We start from the raw sequence: 16,597 nt of genomic DNA on the forward strand, positions 1-16,597 counted from the left end.
ATTAAGCAGTTGTGTCATCGACCCGGACAGGAACTTCATAGCGCAACTCCGCGAAGGCATCTCCATAAGCCTTCGCGGATAAAAGTCTTAGCGGGGGTGTTGTGATCGTGCGCGGTAGCAACGGTGCTCCGCTACCAAGTGTCACCGATGCAATTGACACAATTACCTCATCAAGCAACCCACGATCGTAAAATTGACCAACCAGATCGCCACCTCCTACAAGCCAAATATTCTTATTTCCTGCCGCCGCCATCATCTCTTGATGGACAGGTAAGACATCCCCTTTAACAAATCGAATATCTGCACCCTCGATCGCAGGCAAAATCCGAGAGGTAAATACCCAAGCCGGTTGTTCATAAGGCCATGCTTGGGGAGGATCGGCATCTTCATCGCTCTGATGGGTCAGAATCCATTCATAAGTAGTTGCTCCCATTGCTATTGCCCCAACTTCGCGGGTGAAATTAGGATAGCTGTCTCCCGCCTCGCCGAACTGAAACAACCAATCGAGAGAGTTGTGTGAATCAGCAATAAAACCATCTAAGCTGGCGGAAGTGTAATATTGAGTTTTCATTAAAAGTAACCTCTAAAATGGCTTTACGGATTAAAATACAAAACCCCTTCTATTGTAGAGCGTTCAAGCGCGCCTTGTCTATAATTTAAAGAAGTGAAAGATGGCGATCGCACTCTTCACCTTCATTTGCCGTTATTTGGTGAGGAGATGAACGAGTGACGATGTGCGAACGTCACCCTAATAGCTGGCAGCTTGGTGTATAGTTGGCGATCGAGATTATGGAGCAAATAAGAACGATGTTTCCTACAGACGATCGCTCAAAAACCCCCGCTTTCGCGCAATGGCAACAACAAATTTTACAAGCACGTCGGCTGCTTTAACGAGACTTAGATAATTGATAATTGGGGTTGCTGATTCACGGTATTAATTACCTTTTCGCTTGAAGTTACAAACCTCACCCTCAAGCAGGCTTATAGCAATTGCGAAATCTTGAATTCATACCTGTATCCAGCAACGCTTCCATGAGGGGAAGTTCAGATTACACATTACCAATTATCAAAAATTGATTTAGGAAAAAGGCGATCGCCCCACTGCCGATCGGCACAGTCAGATTGTCAATTCCCAACTTGGAAACCGACTCCAAAGTAGCAGCAACTAAAGCTACAACAGCAGACACAGCCCAAGTTTGCCAAATATTGCCTTGAACCGTCAGCAAAATCAAACTGCTAACAGCAAAACTCACCAAATACATAGTTGCAGAACCTTCCCAACTCTTCTGGATTCCCCAAACTCGATAAATATGTTTGCCGTATTTCTGGCCGATGACAGCAGCCAATCCGTCGCCCCAAGTCATGACTAAAATGCCCAAAGCAGCATACTCCTGATGTTGCAGCGGCCAAAACCAACCTACGAGAACGCTGATACTAACAGCATAGAAAAAAGTCCCCAAACTCTTGCGGTTGATACTGTTAAGACTGGGCAAAATCGGAACTTGGTAAGAAATTAGGGCGATCGCACCTGCTAAAACTCCCGCCGAAATCCCCACCCAACCGGGTATTTCCAGCCACCAAGCCAGCAAAATCACATTTCCAGTACCGATGTGCACCACCTTCCGCGATACTTCAGGATCGACAGAAGTAAAGCGATTTAACCCCTCAGCTACCAATAAAATCACACCCAGCCAGACTCCCACGAGGGAAATTTGCAACCACACAGTCGGAATTTCAGAAAATATAGACACGATATTTAGGAAAAACTTATTTACATCAGGCACTATTTACTACTTTACAGTCCTGGACGCATAACCTCTATATGTAGGGTGCGTTGTGCATGGAGTCTTATCGCTATAATTTGCGCGTCAAACCACTTGTTACGTAAGTCCTGATACATAAGTATGCCATTGCGACCGAAGGGAAGCAATCCCTTGCATTGATGACAGCTTTGCATTTTGAACGTGGGGCGATTGTAGTTTAGGGATAAAAAATGTGCGATCGCCTGTTATAATTTGCAACATCACCCACTTAAACTCCCCATAAACTTTATTGCTATGCAGTATGTCTTAATTATTCATGAAGTAGAAAATTATGAAGCTTGGAAACAGGTATTTGATAATGCTGAAAGCATCCGAAAAGAAGCTGGAGAGCGCTCCTATCAGGTCTTGAAGTATGACAATGAACCCAACAAAATCGTTCATTTCTCCGCGTGGACATCAACAACAGATGCAAGAGCGTTCTTTGAGTCGCCTGCACTGGTTAAAATTAGAGAGGAAGCGGGAGTTAAAGCTCCTGAATTTATTTATCTAGACCAATTAGAGTCTGGAGTATTATGAAAGACGTATTTGTATAATGTAAGTTGTTCAAACTATGTGGTTAAGTTTTGAGTATGTACGACGGTAGCTACTACCAGCTAATGGCCGAGTACAATTGCTGGATGAACCAAAATATATATTCTGTCTGCTCGGCAATTCCTGATGAACAGCGCAAACAGGATATGGGTGCCTTTTTCAAGTCGATTCATGGCACTTTGAATCACTTACTGTATGGTGACAAAGCATGGATGGGGCGTTTCACTCTTCAGCCATTTTCTGTTACGGGTATCCGTCAAGAACTGTATGCTGAATTTGAGGTTTTGAGAGCAGAACGGGAGACAACGGATCGGCAAATTCTAGAATGGTCTAGACATCTTAATCCTGACTGGTTGAGTCAACCCTTTGAGTACACAAGCAATGTAGATGGTAAATGCCGCGTGCTACCGACTTGGGTTCTGGTGACACATATGTTCAATCATCAAACTCACCATAGAGGGCAAATTACCACACTGCTCAAACAACTTGGCTACGACCCAGGCGTTACAGATATTCCGTGGCTACCGGCTATATCATTCGGATAATTTCTGCTCGTAAAACGACACACCAGAATTCTCGGCGCTTAAAAGCTCATCTACACTTGCCTCTCGTCCCAGCAGAGGGGCACTGAATAAAATCAAGAATTCATATCAATTCCGGTTGCACTCAGACCTGATTCTTGAGTGTTGACTGTTGGCTGTTGGCTAAAATTATGCTTTCGGGACAACTGACTGTTCGGACATTTGAACAATACCGATGCGACCGGAAACGAGATGAAACGATCGATCGAGCAATAGAAATAGCAGGAGTGCCAGTCCCTCCTGCTAAACAACTACTATTTTGGCGAATTCGCGCCTTGTTACGCCGGCACTCCCAAGGGGATTCCTTTGTTGCCAACCACAGCGACTGCTTGTCGCAAGGCTGCGGTACGATCGCTCATGACATGCTCTGGCGCGATCAGATCCAACAATCCCAACTTCTGCAAGCGCTGCTGAATTTTCTCGCTGGCACCGACAATGTAAACCTGCAAACCCTTATCGGAGGCATCGCGAATCGCATTTTCGATCGCCAGCGAAGCCGTCACCCCCAGCATGGGCACAGCACTCAAATCCATCACTAAAGCATCCGCATCCTTCATAGCATTGTGCTCGCGGGAAATCGCCTTCGACAACCCAAAAATCATCGGGCCGCTCAAGCAGAACAGCAACACGCGCCCCCTACCCCGATCCAAGAGTTGCTTCTCCTCTTCACTGAGGAGGACCTCATCATCCGTATCGGAAATCAGCTTCACTCCCGCAGACTGCAAACTACTCAACCGTTCGATTGTCAGGATATTGGCGATAAAGACGCCCACACCCACCGCCACAATCAGATCCACAAACACAGTCAGCAACAGCACCCCGTACATGATCAGGGAACCCTTAACAGATACTTTGTGCGATCGTTTCAGGAAACTCCAGTCAAGAATATCAATCCCCACCTTCAGCGCAATCCCCGCCAACACCGCCATCGGAATCGGTTCAGTTAACTTCGCCGCCCCCAAAACCACCACCAGCAACACCAATGCCCGAGTTAAACCCGACACCGCCGAAGTCGCGCCTGTTTGGATATTGACCACAGTTCCCATCGTTGCCCCGGCGCCCGGTAAGCCACCGCAGAGCCCCGACACGATATTGCCAATTCCTTGACCGATCAACTCCTTATCGGACTTGTGCTCCGTCCGCGTCAGACTGTCCGCCACCACTGCCGTCAGCAAGGTATCAATACAGCCCAGCATCCCCAGCATCACCGCATCCACAAACATCACCGTGATTTGACCGGCGGAAAAAGTCGGCAATTGCAAGGGGGGCAGTCCCACCGGAATTTCCCCAATCCGGCGAATATCGGTGCCCTGAAACACAGTCAGGGAAATTACCGTGCCGACAATCAGCGCTATCAATTGCGGGGGCACGATTTTCTTCACCTTTTTGGGCATCAGAAAAATAATTGCCACCGTCAAGACACCCAGAATTGCTTCCGGCGGATTGACGTTTGCCAGCAACTGCGGAATTGCCATAAAAGTGCCCAAAACACCGCCCTTGGGAGGGGCTTGACCCAGAAACGGTGCAATTTGCAGAATGATCAAAATCACGCCAATTCCCGACATAAAGCCGGAAATCACGCTGTAGGGCATCAGGGTGACGTATTTCCCTAGCTTGAAAATACCAAAGATGATTTGAAACAGCCCCGCCAGCATCACAACGGTAAATGCCATTGCTAGCCCTTGTTCGGGATTGCTGGCGGTGAGGGATGCGACGATCGCAGTCATCACCACAGTCATCGGTCCGGTGGGTTCAGAAATCAGTGTTGGGGTGCCGCCAAACAGCGCCGCAAAGAAGCCAACGCAAATGGCACCGTACAGTCCCCCGATCGGCCCGACTCCGGAAGCGACCCCGAAGGCGAGGGCCAGGGGCAGCGAGACGATGGCAGCCGTGACACCGCCGAAGATGTCGCCCTTGAGATTATTAAAACGAATCTGATTAGTTATTGACATGAGTGGTGCATTAATAAACTAGACAGAATTTAACAATGCTGACTTTGAGCCCTTCACCGAGTCTCAGGGCCAAAGTTTTCCCGAATGGCATGACAGATAGCACAAGCAGGGCAGACCCAAGGAAAGGTCTGTACTTTTGCCCGATATGTCAAACTCGTAAATACTTAATTTTTCAGTATTTCTTAATTTCTTAATTTAATGTAAAACGTGTCCGATCGAATTTTTATTTTTTCCGCCGACTCTCTCAACTATCCCCGGCAAGTTCTCGATCGAGCCAAATCTCAGTAAATCTCAATCCCCGACAAAGCCCCGTACTCTAATCAACATTAATGTATTATCCACTGCTGAAAATTAATAATTCTTATTGATGGTTATTTCATCAACTCCCGTACAATCTCAAACGCCCTGGGACGCAACTCAACTGGCAGCAGCGACAATCCCAAACCCGCCCACATTTTCGCCACAGAAACTGACTTTCCAGCCCGCACCATCAATCGCCCTTTTGCAGTTTCACCCACCTCAATCAGCCGTAAACCTAGCGCTAACTGAGTTTCTGCAATCCTTTTGAGCCTGACTGTTTCCAACCTCTCGGAATCAAACTCGTAGCCGGTCAAATAGCGCAATTTATCGCTTAAATACGGAATTGCCCGATCGACTCCTTGCTGTCCTGCATGAACTCGATACTCCATCAACAGCTCCGGCAAGTAATAGCATTTTTTGCCCGCAATCGCAAGTCTCACAAACAAATCGTTATCTTCGCAATTTTGCAAATTCGGCCGCAGAAATCCGACTTCTTCCAGGGCGCGGCGCCGAAACAAAGTCGCCCCTATTTGCAAACTCTGTCTCAGAAACACTGCAGAGAGCAAATCTTCAATAATTCCCGCCGACAACTCGGTGCGGCCCCACCGCTGCGAATTGAGTTTCGTCTGGTTTTCATCTATATAATTGTTAATGTCGATCACCCAGTGCTCTGTACTGACAAAATCGATGCTGGGGTCTTTATCTAAAATAGCCGATGTCCGCTCTAGAAATTGCGCGCTCAGGCGATCGTCATCGTCAAACTTGATAAAATACTCGCCCCTTGCTGCAGCAAAGCCCGATCGCATATTATTACTCTTGCCGATATTCTGCGGGTGACGAATGTAGCGAATCCCGCGATCGACAAATTCCGACATCAATAGTGGAGTGCTGTCTGTAGAACCGTCATCACAGATAATTAATTCAAAATCTGTATAAGTTTGATCTAGCACGCTGGCGATCGCACTAGCTAGCAACTTCACTCGATTGCAAGTAGGAATGCAAACGCTAATTTTAGGCACTACGACCATTTTAGATTTGAAATTGTGGAAAAAATTCGCACTTCAGTCCAGGGAAATAAACCACCAATGCCCGATGCCCAATGCCCAATGCCCTATGTATTTTAACTCAAACGAGCCGTACATTCGAGAATTAACTTTTGATTAACCAAAGCAAACGGTTGAATTTCCAAAGCGCGACGAAAAGCTTGAATAGCATTTATGTATTCTCCCAAGGCAGCGTAGCACAAGCCCAGACCGTGCAAGGCCCCAAAATGCACCGGGTTCAGTTTGAGGACGATTTCGCAGTCCTCGATCGACTTTTTATAATTTCCTTGAGTATAGTGAAGTACGGCGCGTCGGTTCCAAGCTTCCGCAAAATCCGGCGCTTCCGCAATCAGTTTCGTCAGCAAATCCAAAGCGTGGTGAACATCGCCTGCATCCAGCGAAACTTGCGATCGCCTGAGAATTTGCATCCCATACTCACCCTTCTGGTTAAACCAAGTGCGCCAGAGTTCTGTAGTTGCCCGATCGCGCACGCTTTCGTCGGACTTTTTCAAGTCTTCGAGCAGCGCCTTAACAGATAATTCGTCCATAGGTGCGAAGATTGTTAAAAAGATTTTATCAATTAATTTTATCGCGCAAGCGGCAACTTTATTTATTCCACATCCCATGAAGATTTTGATGCTTTCCTCGACTTTTCCCTATCCGCCAGGCCGCGGAGGAACTCAGGTAAGGACTTTTAATTTATTGCAATACTTGAGTCAGCGGCATGATGTAATTCTCGGCACTGTACGATCGCCAGATGTCACCGATGCACAAATCGACGCATTGCGCCAGCAAGTTGCAGAATTGGCAGTTTTTCCCCATCCGCAGACACCCCCCCAACCCCTCCTTGCTAAGGGGGGGCTAAGACTCCACCAGGAGACTGAGGAAGGATTTTTACCTCCCCCCCTTAATAAGGGGGGGACTGAGGGGGGGTTCTCTAAAATAATAGGAAAATTCCACAGATTCAGTCGATTTTTGCAGTCGGGCACACCTCCAAACGTACTCTCAAGCTACTCCCAAGCAATGCAGAATTGGGCAGACGAATTGGTAACAGCAGGTAAATGCGATGCTGTCACCTGCGAGCACAGCGTTAACGAGATTTACGTGCGTCCCGAATGGCGGCAAAAACTGCTGACAGTAGCAAACATTCACAGTTCCGTTTGGGGAACTTGCAGGGAAATGTTAGCAACCGGGACTTCGGAAAAACCCCTGCGCGATCGACTAAATTTACCGCTACTCGCCCGCTACGAAAAACGATACTGTTCCAAATTTTCCCGCATTGTCGCGACAACATCCACAGACAGAGGGCAACTCTTAGAATTGCTGTCGCCTCCGGTTGGGGTGCGAGGAAAACAAGATTTTTTTGTACCTCCCATAGATGTAATTCCTAACGGCGTGGATTTAACTCAATTTCCGTATCGGTTGATCGATCCGGGAGGACATACCTTAATTTTTGCAGGCGCAATGAACAATTTGCCCAATATTGACGCGGCGCGGTTTCTCAGTTTGCAAATACTGCCGCCTTTGCAGCAGCGCTATCCCGATGCTACCCTCACCTTAGTAGGGGCTTCGCCAGTCCCGGAAGTGCTCGCCTTGGGGAAACTTCCGGGAATTCAAGTAGTAGGTCGGGTGCAAAGGGTGGCAGAATATTTGCATCAAGCTGCTGTTTGTGTGGTGCCGATGCGGATTGGTTTTGGGATTAAAAATAAAACTTTGGAGGCGATGGCTGCGGGAACCCCCGTGGTTGCGAGCGATCGAGGTTTGGAGGGTTTAGCCGTCGATGGCGGCCCACAACCGAGAAGGGCCTTGCGGGCGAACAAAGTTCACGAGTATGTTGAGGCGATTACCAGTTTGTTTGAAAATCAGCAGCTAAGACAGGAGCTCTCTGTCAACGCGCGATCGCTCGTTGAAAGCCAATACACTTGGGATATCATAGGTCGGCAGTACGATCGGCTATTGCAATTTTAAACTCTAAATTCTAAAATCTAAATTCTAAAATGGCATGATGGAACACAAAATTAACCCCTCAAAAAATCGAGCCTTACCCCCAGAAAATCGCAAAGTTGCTCCTCCTCCGACAAGACGCCGTCGCCAAGCCCGACGCCCCAAAAATCTTCAAGAGTCCCAGCGTCCAATACCTACTCCCCGAACTCGCGCCAGATATCCCTGGAAAAGACTGGTAGCTAATTTGACAGCCCTCAGCATCTTGGGTGGCTGTGCAGCTTTAATGGGAGGCGGCGCTTGGCTGAGTTATCAGCTAATTGTCGATCCCAATGGCAACAGGTTGATCTCTCAGTTTGTGCCGGAATGGTCGCGCCTGCCTACAGGTAGCAGAGATTCGATCCAAACTCTCGATCAAATCAAAGGCAGCATCCGCAAATTGGGATTCGTAACCGGAGAACCCCTGCCTCTTCCCGTCGATCAATCCCGCGATAATTCTATTTCCGATTTGCTATTGCCGGTGATGGTAGAAAGAACTGTGAAGGCTTCTACTGTTTGCAAAAATCCTTGCCGTCAAATTGTCGAACTTCGGGTGTACAAGCGAGTACAGTTGCCCGATCGCAGTTCCGATAAAGAGCAGTATTTTCAGCTAGCAAGTTCTGTGAACGTAGAAGGCCCGGCGGAATCTTTTGTCATTACTTCTTTAGCTGACTCTACATCTGACAATCAAGCCTCGAATCAGTCCCTACCCCTAACAGAACTGCGCCGCTTTGACGGAAAGCCCCCCGCCTCTGGCATTTGGTTTAATGTCAGCGGTCAACTAAAGCGGGGCGACAGGAAAATTCCCTACGGACAAGTCGTTCGCTACAACCCCAGCCAAAATCATTTAATGCCGCTGTTGGAGTGGGCGAGTGCGGCCGGACAACCGCCGAATTGGCAGCAAATTGTTAAGGGGGAAAACCCACAATTGGCGATCGACCAAACAGTTGGTTTAGAGCCGCAATTTACCCTTTATCAAATTGGCCCGCGCAAATTTTTGCCGAACCCAGTTCAGTTAACTGCGATTTCTTTAGAAGAATTTGCTGTCAATGACGAGACTTACAAAAATGGGCTGCGACTGGCGAAAAGCGGGCTGTGGTCTCCAGCATTAAATGTCATGCGTGTGGCGAAGGGGAAAGCGGGCAAAAATTGGCCCGCAGTCGCGCAAGCTCAGCTAGAAACGATCGAATTTCACGCTAAAATTACTCGGGCTCAGGCGATCGCATCTTGGGCCAGTCCCGGTCAACAAGTTCTCGCAGAATTGATCGACGGCCGCTGGGCCGAAGCTTTGCAAGTATTTGAAGCCGATCCGAGCAACAGTCACGAAATAGCCACAACCCTCAAAAATGACAGCGGGCGCATCTGGAACCGCATAGACGCCGCCTTGAGAGTGAATGCCGCTGACGCCGATGTCAAGGCTTGGGGCGCCCTGATTATAGCTTCTCAAGACGGAACTCGTGAGGCGATGAATTGGCTCGACCAGCAATCAGATACTGACGGCGAAACAAGAAGTCGAATTCGGAATTTGGTCAACAAACTTCAGGAAGCAGTTTCTCAGGCTGAAAGTTTAGAAGCCCACAAGAGTCAAATTATGGGTTCTGCTACTTTAATTAATAGTATCAATCCCGCTGAGTGGCTGGAACCAGAACCGAAAAACGAGTTAAAATTGGCGGGGGAACAAGTTTGGTATCAGGTGCAGGTAGCCAGTTTTTACGATGGTAGCCGCTGGGTTAATTCGCCCTTTTCTGATGTAGAAGTGCGCTCTTTTCCTGCTACTCAAGTCAAGTGGCTCTGGGGGCGGCTCGGATTACTGGCTGACCCCAAGATTAAGATTGAGGTAGCGATGGCTAACGGTCAACAAAGAGTTGCTGTGGGAACGGTGAAAGCAGTGCAGGTTCAAGACGGAAGTCTGCGCTTGCTGGCGGCGGTTGACAAGCGATCGTAATCTGGCAGAAAGCATTCGGCAGATAGAACAGTCCCGGAGGCACTCTTGACACGAAGAAACCGGGTTTTTTTACCATTTCTGCCGATTGCAACAGAAGTATTTTCGTAAAAAAACCCGGTTTCCTTCCACCCGTGCGTCCAAAACTAGGAATAAGGAAAATGCTTTCTTCTCCCCCTCCCGCAACTCCGAAAGAGGCGCAATCTCACAACTCCTCCCCTCCCCACTTATCGCTCTTGGACAACAATGCAGACAAAAATTTTGTTAATTTAATTAACACAAGTTGCACACAAAAAACCCAGAGCTCTCAAATCGCGCCCTTTTTAGAGAGTGCTGCAATCATCTGGCGTTTCACTGCTTTAGCCCAAAGCTCAAACTCCAAACTGTTGATATTCTGAATTTTCACTTCCTCAACAGGCTGAGTTGGGGCTTCTTTCTGTGCTGTAGTCTCCATTGTTTTTTCCCTCGTCAGAAAATGTTAGTAGTCGATCGCAAACGGTTAGCATCATACATCTATTTTAATAACTAATTCTTGCGATTAATCAAACTAAAGGCAGAGAATTTAACCATCAAATGCAGTTAATACATCTAGATCATGCAATTTACGAATTCAATGTAAGAAAACCCTACAACCATTGTTATATATAAGCTTTTCCTGACATTAAAATTTTACAATTTACATTGTATGGCACTATCAAACCAATGCTTATGTTAGTAAACTTATTTTTAAATGAATGTATTGGCATATACAGCAGAAAATAATTTTATTGAATTCACATAGTGCCGTAAAGCCGATCGCCCGCATCTCCGAGCCCAGGTACAATATAGCCGTGTTCGTCCAAACACTCGTCAACTGCCGCCGTATAAATCTGCACGTCAGGGTGTTGTTCGTGAAAGTGCCCCACTCCCTCCGGCGCCGCCAGCAAGCACAAAAATTTAATAGACTTCGGGTTAACTTCTTTCAGCCTATCCACTGCCGCGACTGCTGAATTACCAGTAGCCAGCATCGGATCGACAATTAAAACATCTCGCTGTTCGATATCCTGGGGAACTTTGAAATAATATTCGATCGCCATCCGAGTTGTCGGATCGCGGTACAAACCAATATGTCCTACCCTCGCAGACGGAATCAGCTCTAAAATACTATCTAACAGTCCCTGACCGGCGCGCATAATCGAAATAATAACAATTTTCTTTTCTGCTGCCAGCACCGGTGCATTCATTTTGGCGATCGGCGTTTCTATTAGTTCGTATTTTAGCGGCAAATCTCGCGTCACTTCATAGGCTAGCAGCATTCCAATCTCTTTCAGCAGTTGGCGAAATTTCGCCGTGCTCGTTTGAGTTTGCCGCATGAGAGTTAACTTGTGCTGTATCAAAGGATGGTCAATGACAGTAACTTTAGCACTCATTTTTTTGAATAATTAATTTGCTTTATTCTAACTTATCAGCCATCGAGGCCTTCTTGACGCAAAAAAACCAGGTTTCTGCCGCCCCTGCGTCCTGGACTACTTATATCAAACCCCTATTGAAAACACAAATACCGCGCGAATAAAATTCGCTCCGACAATTGCCTTTCATCGGCCCAGGGCGACACTAATTATGCGAGGTTGGAAAATAGACAAATATGTCATTCTCTCGTTTCTATCCTTCCCGCACTCTTCCTAAGAACGCATATCCGGGCCCAAAAGCCTCCCCACTGGTTTCGCTGTCTCGCACTCCATCCAAGCCCAATAACACAGAGCCGGAGTTTCGCACCGAAATCTTCCGGAACTTGTACCAACAGATATGAAGCTTAAGAAGTATCAACATAAAACCTATTTTTTCGATTAATTCACTCATCGAAAAAACCTGAATAGGAACTGCATATGAGGTTATAAGCTTGGCTTTACAGGCTTTTCATTTTTCAACATGAATGCGGCCATATCCAAGTTAAAAACACATTACCTATATTCAGTTCCATTTTTTTAGGGTGCTCCTAACCCACAACTGAACTTATTAAGGAGAACATCCATGAAGTTTGTAAAACTATTGCTAGCTACGGCATTAATGACTGCTTCTATCAGCCCCGCCTTGGCTAATCCGGCGGCCGTTCAAATTTTAGGTGCAAGCTACGGCGGTAGCGGTTGCCCCGATCGCTCCGCCAGCGTCAGCGTCAGCCCCGACGGTCAAGAACTCACCATCCTATTTGACAAGTTTGCAGCCCTGGGAAATGTCTCAACAGAAAGCCGGAAAAGCTGCAATTTGAGCATTCCCATCAAAGTACCCCAAGGCTACCAAATTTCTATCTACGATGCTGATTACCGCGGCTACGTTGCTCCTAGAACCACAGGCAACCTGCGAGCAGAATACTTTTTCGCTGGAACCCGCGGCCCAGTTTTTACTCGGAATTTCAGCGGCGAAACTAACTACAATGTTCGAGATAAGTTAGCCACTGTAGCGAATGTTTGGTCTCGCTGCGGCGACAGTGTAAATATGAGAGTAAATGCTGCAATGACAGCCCGCGGTGCCGGCATGGCCACCGTTGACTCCTTCGATTTGGCTCATCGCGGTTTAGTTTATCACGTCAAATATCGCGCTTGTCGCTAAGCAGCTTGTGGGAGTGTAGTGTGAGGTATAGTTTTCTGGTTTGAATTTTGAATTTTGAGTTTTAAGTTGGAAGAGGGGATAATTTTCCCTCTTCCTTCTTTTTACCCTGAGCGAAGCCGAAGGGCCTTCTTCCCTTTAAAACACAGTGCCGTCACTTTCAATCTGAATTGGTGGAACTCCACCAGGCCTCAATTCGCCCGCAATTTTCCGCCCCGCCGCCCAAGTTCCTCCTTGCAAAATCTTCACCAGCGGCAATTGTTCCGCACTCAAATGCAGCTTTTCTCGAATAGCTGCGGCAATTTTATCTAAAAGATTGACAGTCAGCGATCGCCATTCTACTATAACTTCCGAATCCGGCAAGTAACTCTGCTCAAAAATAACTGAGTCTTTTGCCTGCAGCAGCCCGATATCCAAACACAAACCGCCGTTGCGGTACTCCGGCAATCCAGTTAACTCATCCAATCCGGCGACTTCTAAACCAAGTTCTTGCAGCGGTTCCAACAGCGAATAAGTCAACCACTGCGAGAGTTTGTGAAACGGCACGAATTCATCTCCCAGATTTTCTCCTTGTAATGCCCGATGTCGCCACACATCGCCTAAATTAACGCCACCAATTGCATATCTTCCCGGCCAAATTTCCCCAAAACCTGTCAAAACAGCGTTCAATACTTCAGTAGCATTCACAGTTTTGACTCCAGAAACCCGATTGTCTAGCAAGTATTTTGCCAAATTGCCGGGACGCGGGTTTTCGCGGCCAAATAATAATGGATGTTGGCAAATCGCATTTCCCAAACGCTGCAATAATTCTAATCTTCCTGTTAAACCCACTAGCGGATTGTCTCGACTTACCTGAAATCCCGCAGCTAAGGTTTCTAGTTTTAATTGAGAAAGTCCCTGAGAATCAGCTTGCCAAGGAAAACCGGGATTGCTGGAAAAAACACCTTGACAAAACATCCGTAAGCTGGCTATTGCTAACCCTTCAGAACGGCGGTAAACCTGCCCGGTTTCTGGTTCACAATACTGCCAATCTGCACCAGCACCGGCATCGATCAAAACGCTGACAATTGCTAAATCAAATTTGATCTTAGCTTGCTCTATGAGTGCAAATTCTGCTAAAGCTGCATTCAATTCGGCGAGTCGCGACAAGTTGCCAGCTTCAAAATGTCGCCAGCGACTGTGAAAGGGAATGTTAAAATCGGCATACTGTTGGCGCGTTGTGTCAATTACATAATTTGCTGCGTTGTCGAGTTGGGATAAATCGACGCGGAAGTAGCGGAGTTTGTCTAGGCGGGCTAAATCAAAAAGCCGATCGCACTTTTGGCGAATAGCAGCCGGCGTTCTCAGATATTCTACAGTCTCAAGTTGAATATTGGGCAACTTCATACAACCAAACAGCGGTAAACATCGTTTTCTTGAAAAAAGTCAAACTGACTGTAATCTAAAAGATTATCTAAAATCGCATTTTTATCGATTTTGATCAGCTTATATTCCCACTTCGACCCGCTGACTTCGCGTTTTATGTGATCAGAAACTATCACCGAGTTTTTTTCTTTGCCCGGAGATACTATTTTACTTAAATCTTCCAGCCTGTCCGCTATGTGAATATCTTTTCCGTAAGTGCAAGACCTAAATATATATAGATTTCCCTTAGCAACTCCCACCGACAAGCCACAAGGTATTTGATTGGCGTTAATAAAAAGTTTCCAATTCTCGCACAGACTTTCCATTGCCGCTAAGGCTGAGTGAGCTTCCGGGAAAGTCAACAAATGCGAATCACCAACAATACTCCGAATTGTGCCGCCGTATTCTTCACAAATTGTTTTTTCAAAAGTATCAAAATTTGTGAGTAAATATTCCACATCTTTGATAGAATTAGATTCTTGATAAGCTATAAAACCTCTCAAATCCGCTTTAATTATTGCTTGGTTTTTAATGATTCGTGTTTTGTAACTTTGGTCAACTTTGTAGACTTTTTCAGGTTCGCTCATCCCTTTCAAAGAAAACTCGTTAACAAAAGACGTTTGCACTTCTGCTTTGTTGAGCGCCAACCATGCTGCTTGGGACAAATATATTTCATCCGGCGGAGTTACTGATTCTATGCGCGCTGTTAAATTCACCGTATCGCCAAAGATATCTTTATCTTGATGCAAGACATCTCCTAATGTAATAGACACGCGAATAGCAATTCGTTCGTCGTTCGCCTTGCTAGATTGTTGCGATCTCAATTCTTGCTGCATTTCTATAGCTGCTACTGCCGCTGCTGTGACGCTGGGAAAAATTATCCAAAATGAATCACCTTCCCCTTTAATCACGCTGCCTTCATTTCTGGCGCTAATATCTGAAACAAAAGTTTTATGCTCGTTTAACAAACTACTTAAGTCCGACTGAGATAATTTTTTGACTCTGGCGGTATATCCACAAATATCTGTTTTTACGATCACACTAGAACGCAAATTAGCCATAACCTACCCTGACTGATCAAAAACCAGCAATAAATTTTATGTAGCAAAGACGCGATTGTTCGCGTCCCATCGGTCGCGTCTTTGCCCTCTCAATCTCCTAAATCGCGTCCGATCGCTTCTGCAAGAATTGTAGCATCTGGCACAGGGTCAGGCGTGTAGTAGCCGGCGGCTTTTTTGGCGACAATTTCGACTTGTGCGTCTGCGGGAATCCAATCTTCAGGAATGGGGATGCGATCGACCACCTGAATGCCAGAATTAATAATCGCATTGTATTTCATATCGCTCATAGAAACTAAACTGTCAATTCGAGAGATACCCAACCAGTGCAGCACGTCTGGCATTAGTTCTTGAAACCGCATATCTTGAACTCCCGCAACACATTCAGTGCGCGTAAAATAGGCATCAGCGCGATCGCCGCCTTCCTGCCGTTTTCTGGCATTGTACACCAAAAACTTAGTCACTTCCCCCAAAGCTCTCCCTTCCTTGCGGAAGTAAACAATTACCCCAGAACCGCCTGATTGTGCCGTTTGGATGCAAATTTCCATCCCGTGTACCAAATATGGGCGGCAAGTGCAGATATCGGAACTGAAGACATCAGAACCGTTGCATTCATCATGTACCCGTACCGCCAACTGCTTATCCGGGTCAGAAATATTCGCGACATCGCCAATAATATAAACCGTAGTTCCGCCTATTGGTGGCAAGAAAACGTGCAAGTCCGGCCGCGTCACTAAATCCGAGAACATTCCGCCTGTTTGCTCGAACAGGACACGGCGAAGAACGCTTTCTTGGGCGCCGATCCGCCGAGCAATTCCCGGCAAATACCAAACCGGGTCGATCGCAATTTTAGTTACTGCTAAATTGCCACCTGCTTTGACTATTTTGCCATCAATTTGCACTCGCCCCTTAGCGATGGCATCTTGCAATTCTGGCATATTAATGTGAGCTTTAGTGACCGCAATTGTCGGTCGAATATCATATCCCTGCTGGATAAATGAAGTATAAACTTCGCTGACCAAACCCCCAAAGGGATCGAGAGAAACAATTAAATTGCGATCGCCCCAACTCGGGTGCGGCCCGATGTGTGCGGCCGGAGAGGTGTTGGTAAAATCGGGGCGGTGATCTGCTTGGAGTGCGCCGGAAGCAACTGCTAGCGCGCGATAAACAGAGTAGGAACCCGAATGAGTGCCGATCGCATTCCGGTGAGACGATTTGGTGAGGCTACCAATCACAGGCCCCCGTTTCAGCGGATCGATTTCTCCCCAGTAAATGGGATGAGGTTTTGTGCCGGATCTGTCGGGATGGGATGTTAAAACTATATGCTTGGGTTTTGACACAGTTGTTTTTGGCTCTTGCTATGGATGGTGCTGTTAGTTGAAAGTGAAATTGCAATTTGA

General features: G+C 46.8%; 16 protein-coding genes. 5 read left to right on the top strand and 11 right to left on the bottom strand.

Annotated features, from left to right (window positions below):
* Position 1: 1 nt before the first annotated feature.
* Complete coding sequence (locus tag NDI35_RS10445) at positions 2 to 571, bottom strand: dihydrofolate reductase family protein (RefSeq protein ID WP_445312682.1); 570 nt, start codon at positions 569 to 571, stop codon at positions 2 to 4.
* Between the two features lie 478 nt (positions 572 to 1,049).
* Positions 1,050 to 1,751, bottom strand: a complete 702-nt coding sequence (locus NDI35_RS10450; protein ID WP_445312683.1) for a diacylglycerol/polyprenol kinase family protein — start codon at positions 1,749 to 1,751, stop codon at positions 1,050 to 1,052.
* 306 nt (positions 1,752 to 2,057) lie between these two features.
* Here NDI35_RS10450 and NDI35_RS10455 point away from each other — a divergent pair, with 306 nt between their 5' ends.
* A complete protein-coding gene (locus NDI35_RS10455; RefSeq protein ID WP_445312684.1) occupies positions 2,058 to 2,339 on the top strand; it encodes a putative quinol monooxygenase in 282 nt (93 codons plus the stop codon).
* 53 nt (positions 2,340 to 2,392) lie between these two features.
* Positions 2,393 to 2,899 carry a DinB family protein gene (locus tag NDI35_RS10460; protein ID WP_445312685.1) on the top strand — a complete coding sequence of 169 codons (507 nt, stop codon included), beginning with the start codon at positions 2,393 to 2,395 and terminating at the stop codon, positions 2,897 to 2,899.
* A gap of 314 nt (positions 2,900 to 3,213) precedes the next feature.
* Here the strand turns inward: NDI35_RS10460 and bicA are convergent, their stop codons facing one another.
* The 3 genes from bicA to NDI35_RS10475 all read right to left on the bottom strand — a co-directional run bounded on the left by bicA (position 3,214) and on the right by NDI35_RS10475 (position 6,778).
* Positions 3,214 to 4,887 (bottom strand): bicarbonate transporter BicA, encoded by a 1,674-nt coding sequence (bicA, locus tag NDI35_RS10465; protein WP_445312686.1) that lies wholly within the window; start codon positions 4,885 to 4,887, stop codon positions 3,214 to 3,216.
* Positions 4,888 to 5,258: 371 nt separating this feature from the next.
* Positions 5,259 to 6,206, bottom strand: coding sequence for a glycosyltransferase family 2 protein (locus NDI35_RS10470; RefSeq protein WP_445312765.1), 948 nt, complete (start codon positions 6,204 to 6,206; stop codon positions 5,259 to 5,261).
* 101 nt (positions 6,207 to 6,307) lie between these two features.
* Positions 6,308 to 6,778 carry a tetratricopeptide repeat protein gene (locus tag NDI35_RS10475; protein WP_006635362.1) on the bottom strand — a complete coding sequence of 157 codons (471 nt, stop codon included), beginning with the start codon at positions 6,776 to 6,778 and terminating at the stop codon, positions 6,308 to 6,310.
* 76 nt (positions 6,779 to 6,854) lie between these two features.
* On the opposite strand from NDI35_RS10475, the gene NDI35_RS10480 reads away from it, so the two are divergent.
* Both NDI35_RS10480 and NDI35_RS10485 read left to right on the top strand, forming a co-directional pair.
* Positions 6,855 to 8,198, top strand: a complete 1,344-nt coding sequence (locus NDI35_RS10480; RefSeq protein WP_445312687.1) for a glycosyltransferase family 4 protein — start codon at positions 6,855 to 6,857, stop codon at positions 8,196 to 8,198.
* Between the two features lie 34 nt (positions 8,199 to 8,232).
* Positions 8,233 to 10,155, top strand: coding sequence for a hypothetical protein (locus tag NDI35_RS10485; protein WP_445312688.1), 1,923 nt, complete (start codon positions 8,233 to 8,235; stop codon positions 10,153 to 10,155).
* Between the two features lie 304 nt (positions 10,156 to 10,459).
* Here NDI35_RS10485 and NDI35_RS10490 read toward each other — a convergent pair whose 3' ends face one another.
* The 3 genes from NDI35_RS10490 to NDI35_RS10500 all read right to left on the bottom strand — a co-directional run bounded on the left by NDI35_RS10490 (position 10,460) and on the right by NDI35_RS10500 (position 11,991).
* Entirely contained in the window at positions 10,460 to 10,606 is a 147-nt protein-coding gene (locus NDI35_RS10490; protein ID WP_332946242.1) for a hypothetical protein, read from the bottom strand.
* Between the two features lie 319 nt (positions 10,607 to 10,925).
* Complete coding sequence (upp, locus tag NDI35_RS10495; protein ID WP_333147071.1) at positions 10,926 to 11,561, bottom strand: uracil phosphoribosyltransferase; 636 nt, start codon at positions 11,559 to 11,561, stop codon at positions 10,926 to 10,928.
* Between the two features lie 232 nt (positions 11,562 to 11,793).
* The gene (locus NDI35_RS10500) at positions 11,794 to 11,991 is read right to left on the bottom strand and encodes a hypothetical protein (RefSeq protein ID WP_445312689.1); all 198 of its coding nucleotides are present in this window, start codon (positions 11,989 to 11,991) and stop codon (positions 11,794 to 11,796) included.
* A gap of 171 nt (positions 11,992 to 12,162) precedes the next feature.
* Between NDI35_RS10500 and NDI35_RS10505 the strand changes: the two genes are divergently transcribed.
* Complete coding sequence (locus NDI35_RS10505) at positions 12,163 to 12,738, top strand: DUF4360 domain-containing protein (protein ID WP_445312690.1); 576 nt, start codon at positions 12,163 to 12,165, stop codon at positions 12,736 to 12,738.
* A 135-nt stretch (positions 12,739 to 12,873) separates the two neighbouring features.
* Here the strand turns inward: NDI35_RS10505 and NDI35_RS10510 are convergent, their stop codons facing one another.
* The 3 genes from NDI35_RS10510 to NDI35_RS10520 all read right to left on the bottom strand — a co-directional run bounded on the left by NDI35_RS10510 (position 12,874) and on the right by NDI35_RS10520 (position 16,537).
* Positions 12,874 to 14,121 (bottom strand): URC4/urg3 family protein, encoded by a 1,248-nt coding sequence (locus tag NDI35_RS10510; RefSeq protein ID WP_445312691.1) that lies wholly within the window; start codon positions 14,119 to 14,121, stop codon positions 12,874 to 12,876.
* Complete coding sequence (locus tag NDI35_RS10515) at positions 14,118 to 15,200, bottom strand: adenylate/guanylate cyclase domain-containing protein (RefSeq protein ID WP_445312692.1); 1,083 nt, start codon at positions 15,198 to 15,200, stop codon at positions 14,118 to 14,120. The genes NDI35_RS10510 and NDI35_RS10515 overlap by 4 nt, the downstream gene beginning before the upstream one ends.
* 89 nt (positions 15,201 to 15,289) lie before the next feature.
* On the bottom strand, positions 15,290 to 16,537 hold the full coding sequence (locus NDI35_RS10520) for a GTP cyclohydrolase II (protein ID WP_333261436.1): 1,248 nt from the start codon (positions 16,535 to 16,537) through the stop codon (positions 15,290 to 15,292).
* Between the last annotated feature and the right edge of the window lie 60 nt (positions 16,538 to 16,597).

The sequence above is a fragment of the Microcoleus vaginatus FACHB-2002 genome, assembly GCF_040004035.1.
GTDB classification, from domain to species: domain Bacteria; phylum Cyanobacteriota; class Cyanobacteriia; order Cyanobacteriales; family Microcoleaceae; genus Microcoleus; species Microcoleus vaginatus_C.

What these genes read in the sequence shown, in the direction of transcription:
- NDI35_RS10500 (WP_445312689.1), bottom strand. Translation starts at nt 11,991, where the DNA reads ATGAGTGAATTAATCGAAAAAATAGGTTTTATGTTGATACTTCTTAAG.
- bicA (WP_445312686.1), bottom strand. Translation starts at nt 4,887, where the DNA reads ATGTCAATAACTAATCAGATTCGTTTTAATAATCTCAAGGGCGACATC.
- NDI35_RS10475 (WP_006635362.1), bottom strand. Translation starts at nt 6,778, where the DNA reads ATGGACGAATTATCTGTTAAGGCGCTGCTCGAAGACTTGAAAAAGTCC.
- NDI35_RS10460 (WP_445312685.1), top strand. Translation starts at nt 2,393, where the DNA reads ATGTACGACGGTAGCTACTACCAGCTAATGGCCGAGTACAATTGCTGG.
- NDI35_RS10485 (WP_445312688.1), top strand. Translation starts at nt 8,233, where the DNA reads ATGATGGAACACAAAATTAACCCCTCAAAAAATCGAGCCTTACCCCCA.
- NDI35_RS10480 (WP_445312687.1), top strand. Translation starts at nt 6,855, where the DNA reads ATGAAGATTTTGATGCTTTCCTCGACTTTTCCCTATCCGCCAGGCCGC.
- NDI35_RS10455 (WP_445312684.1), top strand. Translation starts at nt 2,058, where the DNA reads ATGCAGTATGTCTTAATTATTCATGAAGTAGAAAATTATGAAGCTTGG.
- NDI35_RS10510 (WP_445312691.1), bottom strand. Translation starts at nt 14,121, where the DNA reads ATGAAGTTGCCCAATATTCAACTTGAGACTGTAGAATATCTGAGAACG.
- upp (WP_333147071.1), bottom strand. Translation starts at nt 11,561, where the DNA reads ATGAGTGCTAAAGTTACTGTCATTGACCATCCTTTGATACAGCACAAG.
- NDI35_RS10445 (WP_445312682.1), bottom strand. Translation starts at nt 571, where the DNA reads ATGAAAACTCAATATTACACTTCCGCCAGCTTAGATGGTTTTATTGCT.
- NDI35_RS10490 (WP_332946242.1), bottom strand. Translation starts at nt 10,606, where the DNA reads ATGGAGACTACAGCACAGAAAGAAGCCCCAACTCAGCCTGTTGAGGAA.
- NDI35_RS10505 (WP_445312690.1), top strand. Translation starts at nt 12,163, where the DNA reads ATGAAGTTTGTAAAACTATTGCTAGCTACGGCATTAATGACTGCTTCT.
- NDI35_RS10515 (WP_445312692.1), bottom strand. Translation starts at nt 15,200, where the DNA reads ATGGCTAATTTGCGTTCTAGTGTGATCGTAAAAACAGATATTTGTGGA.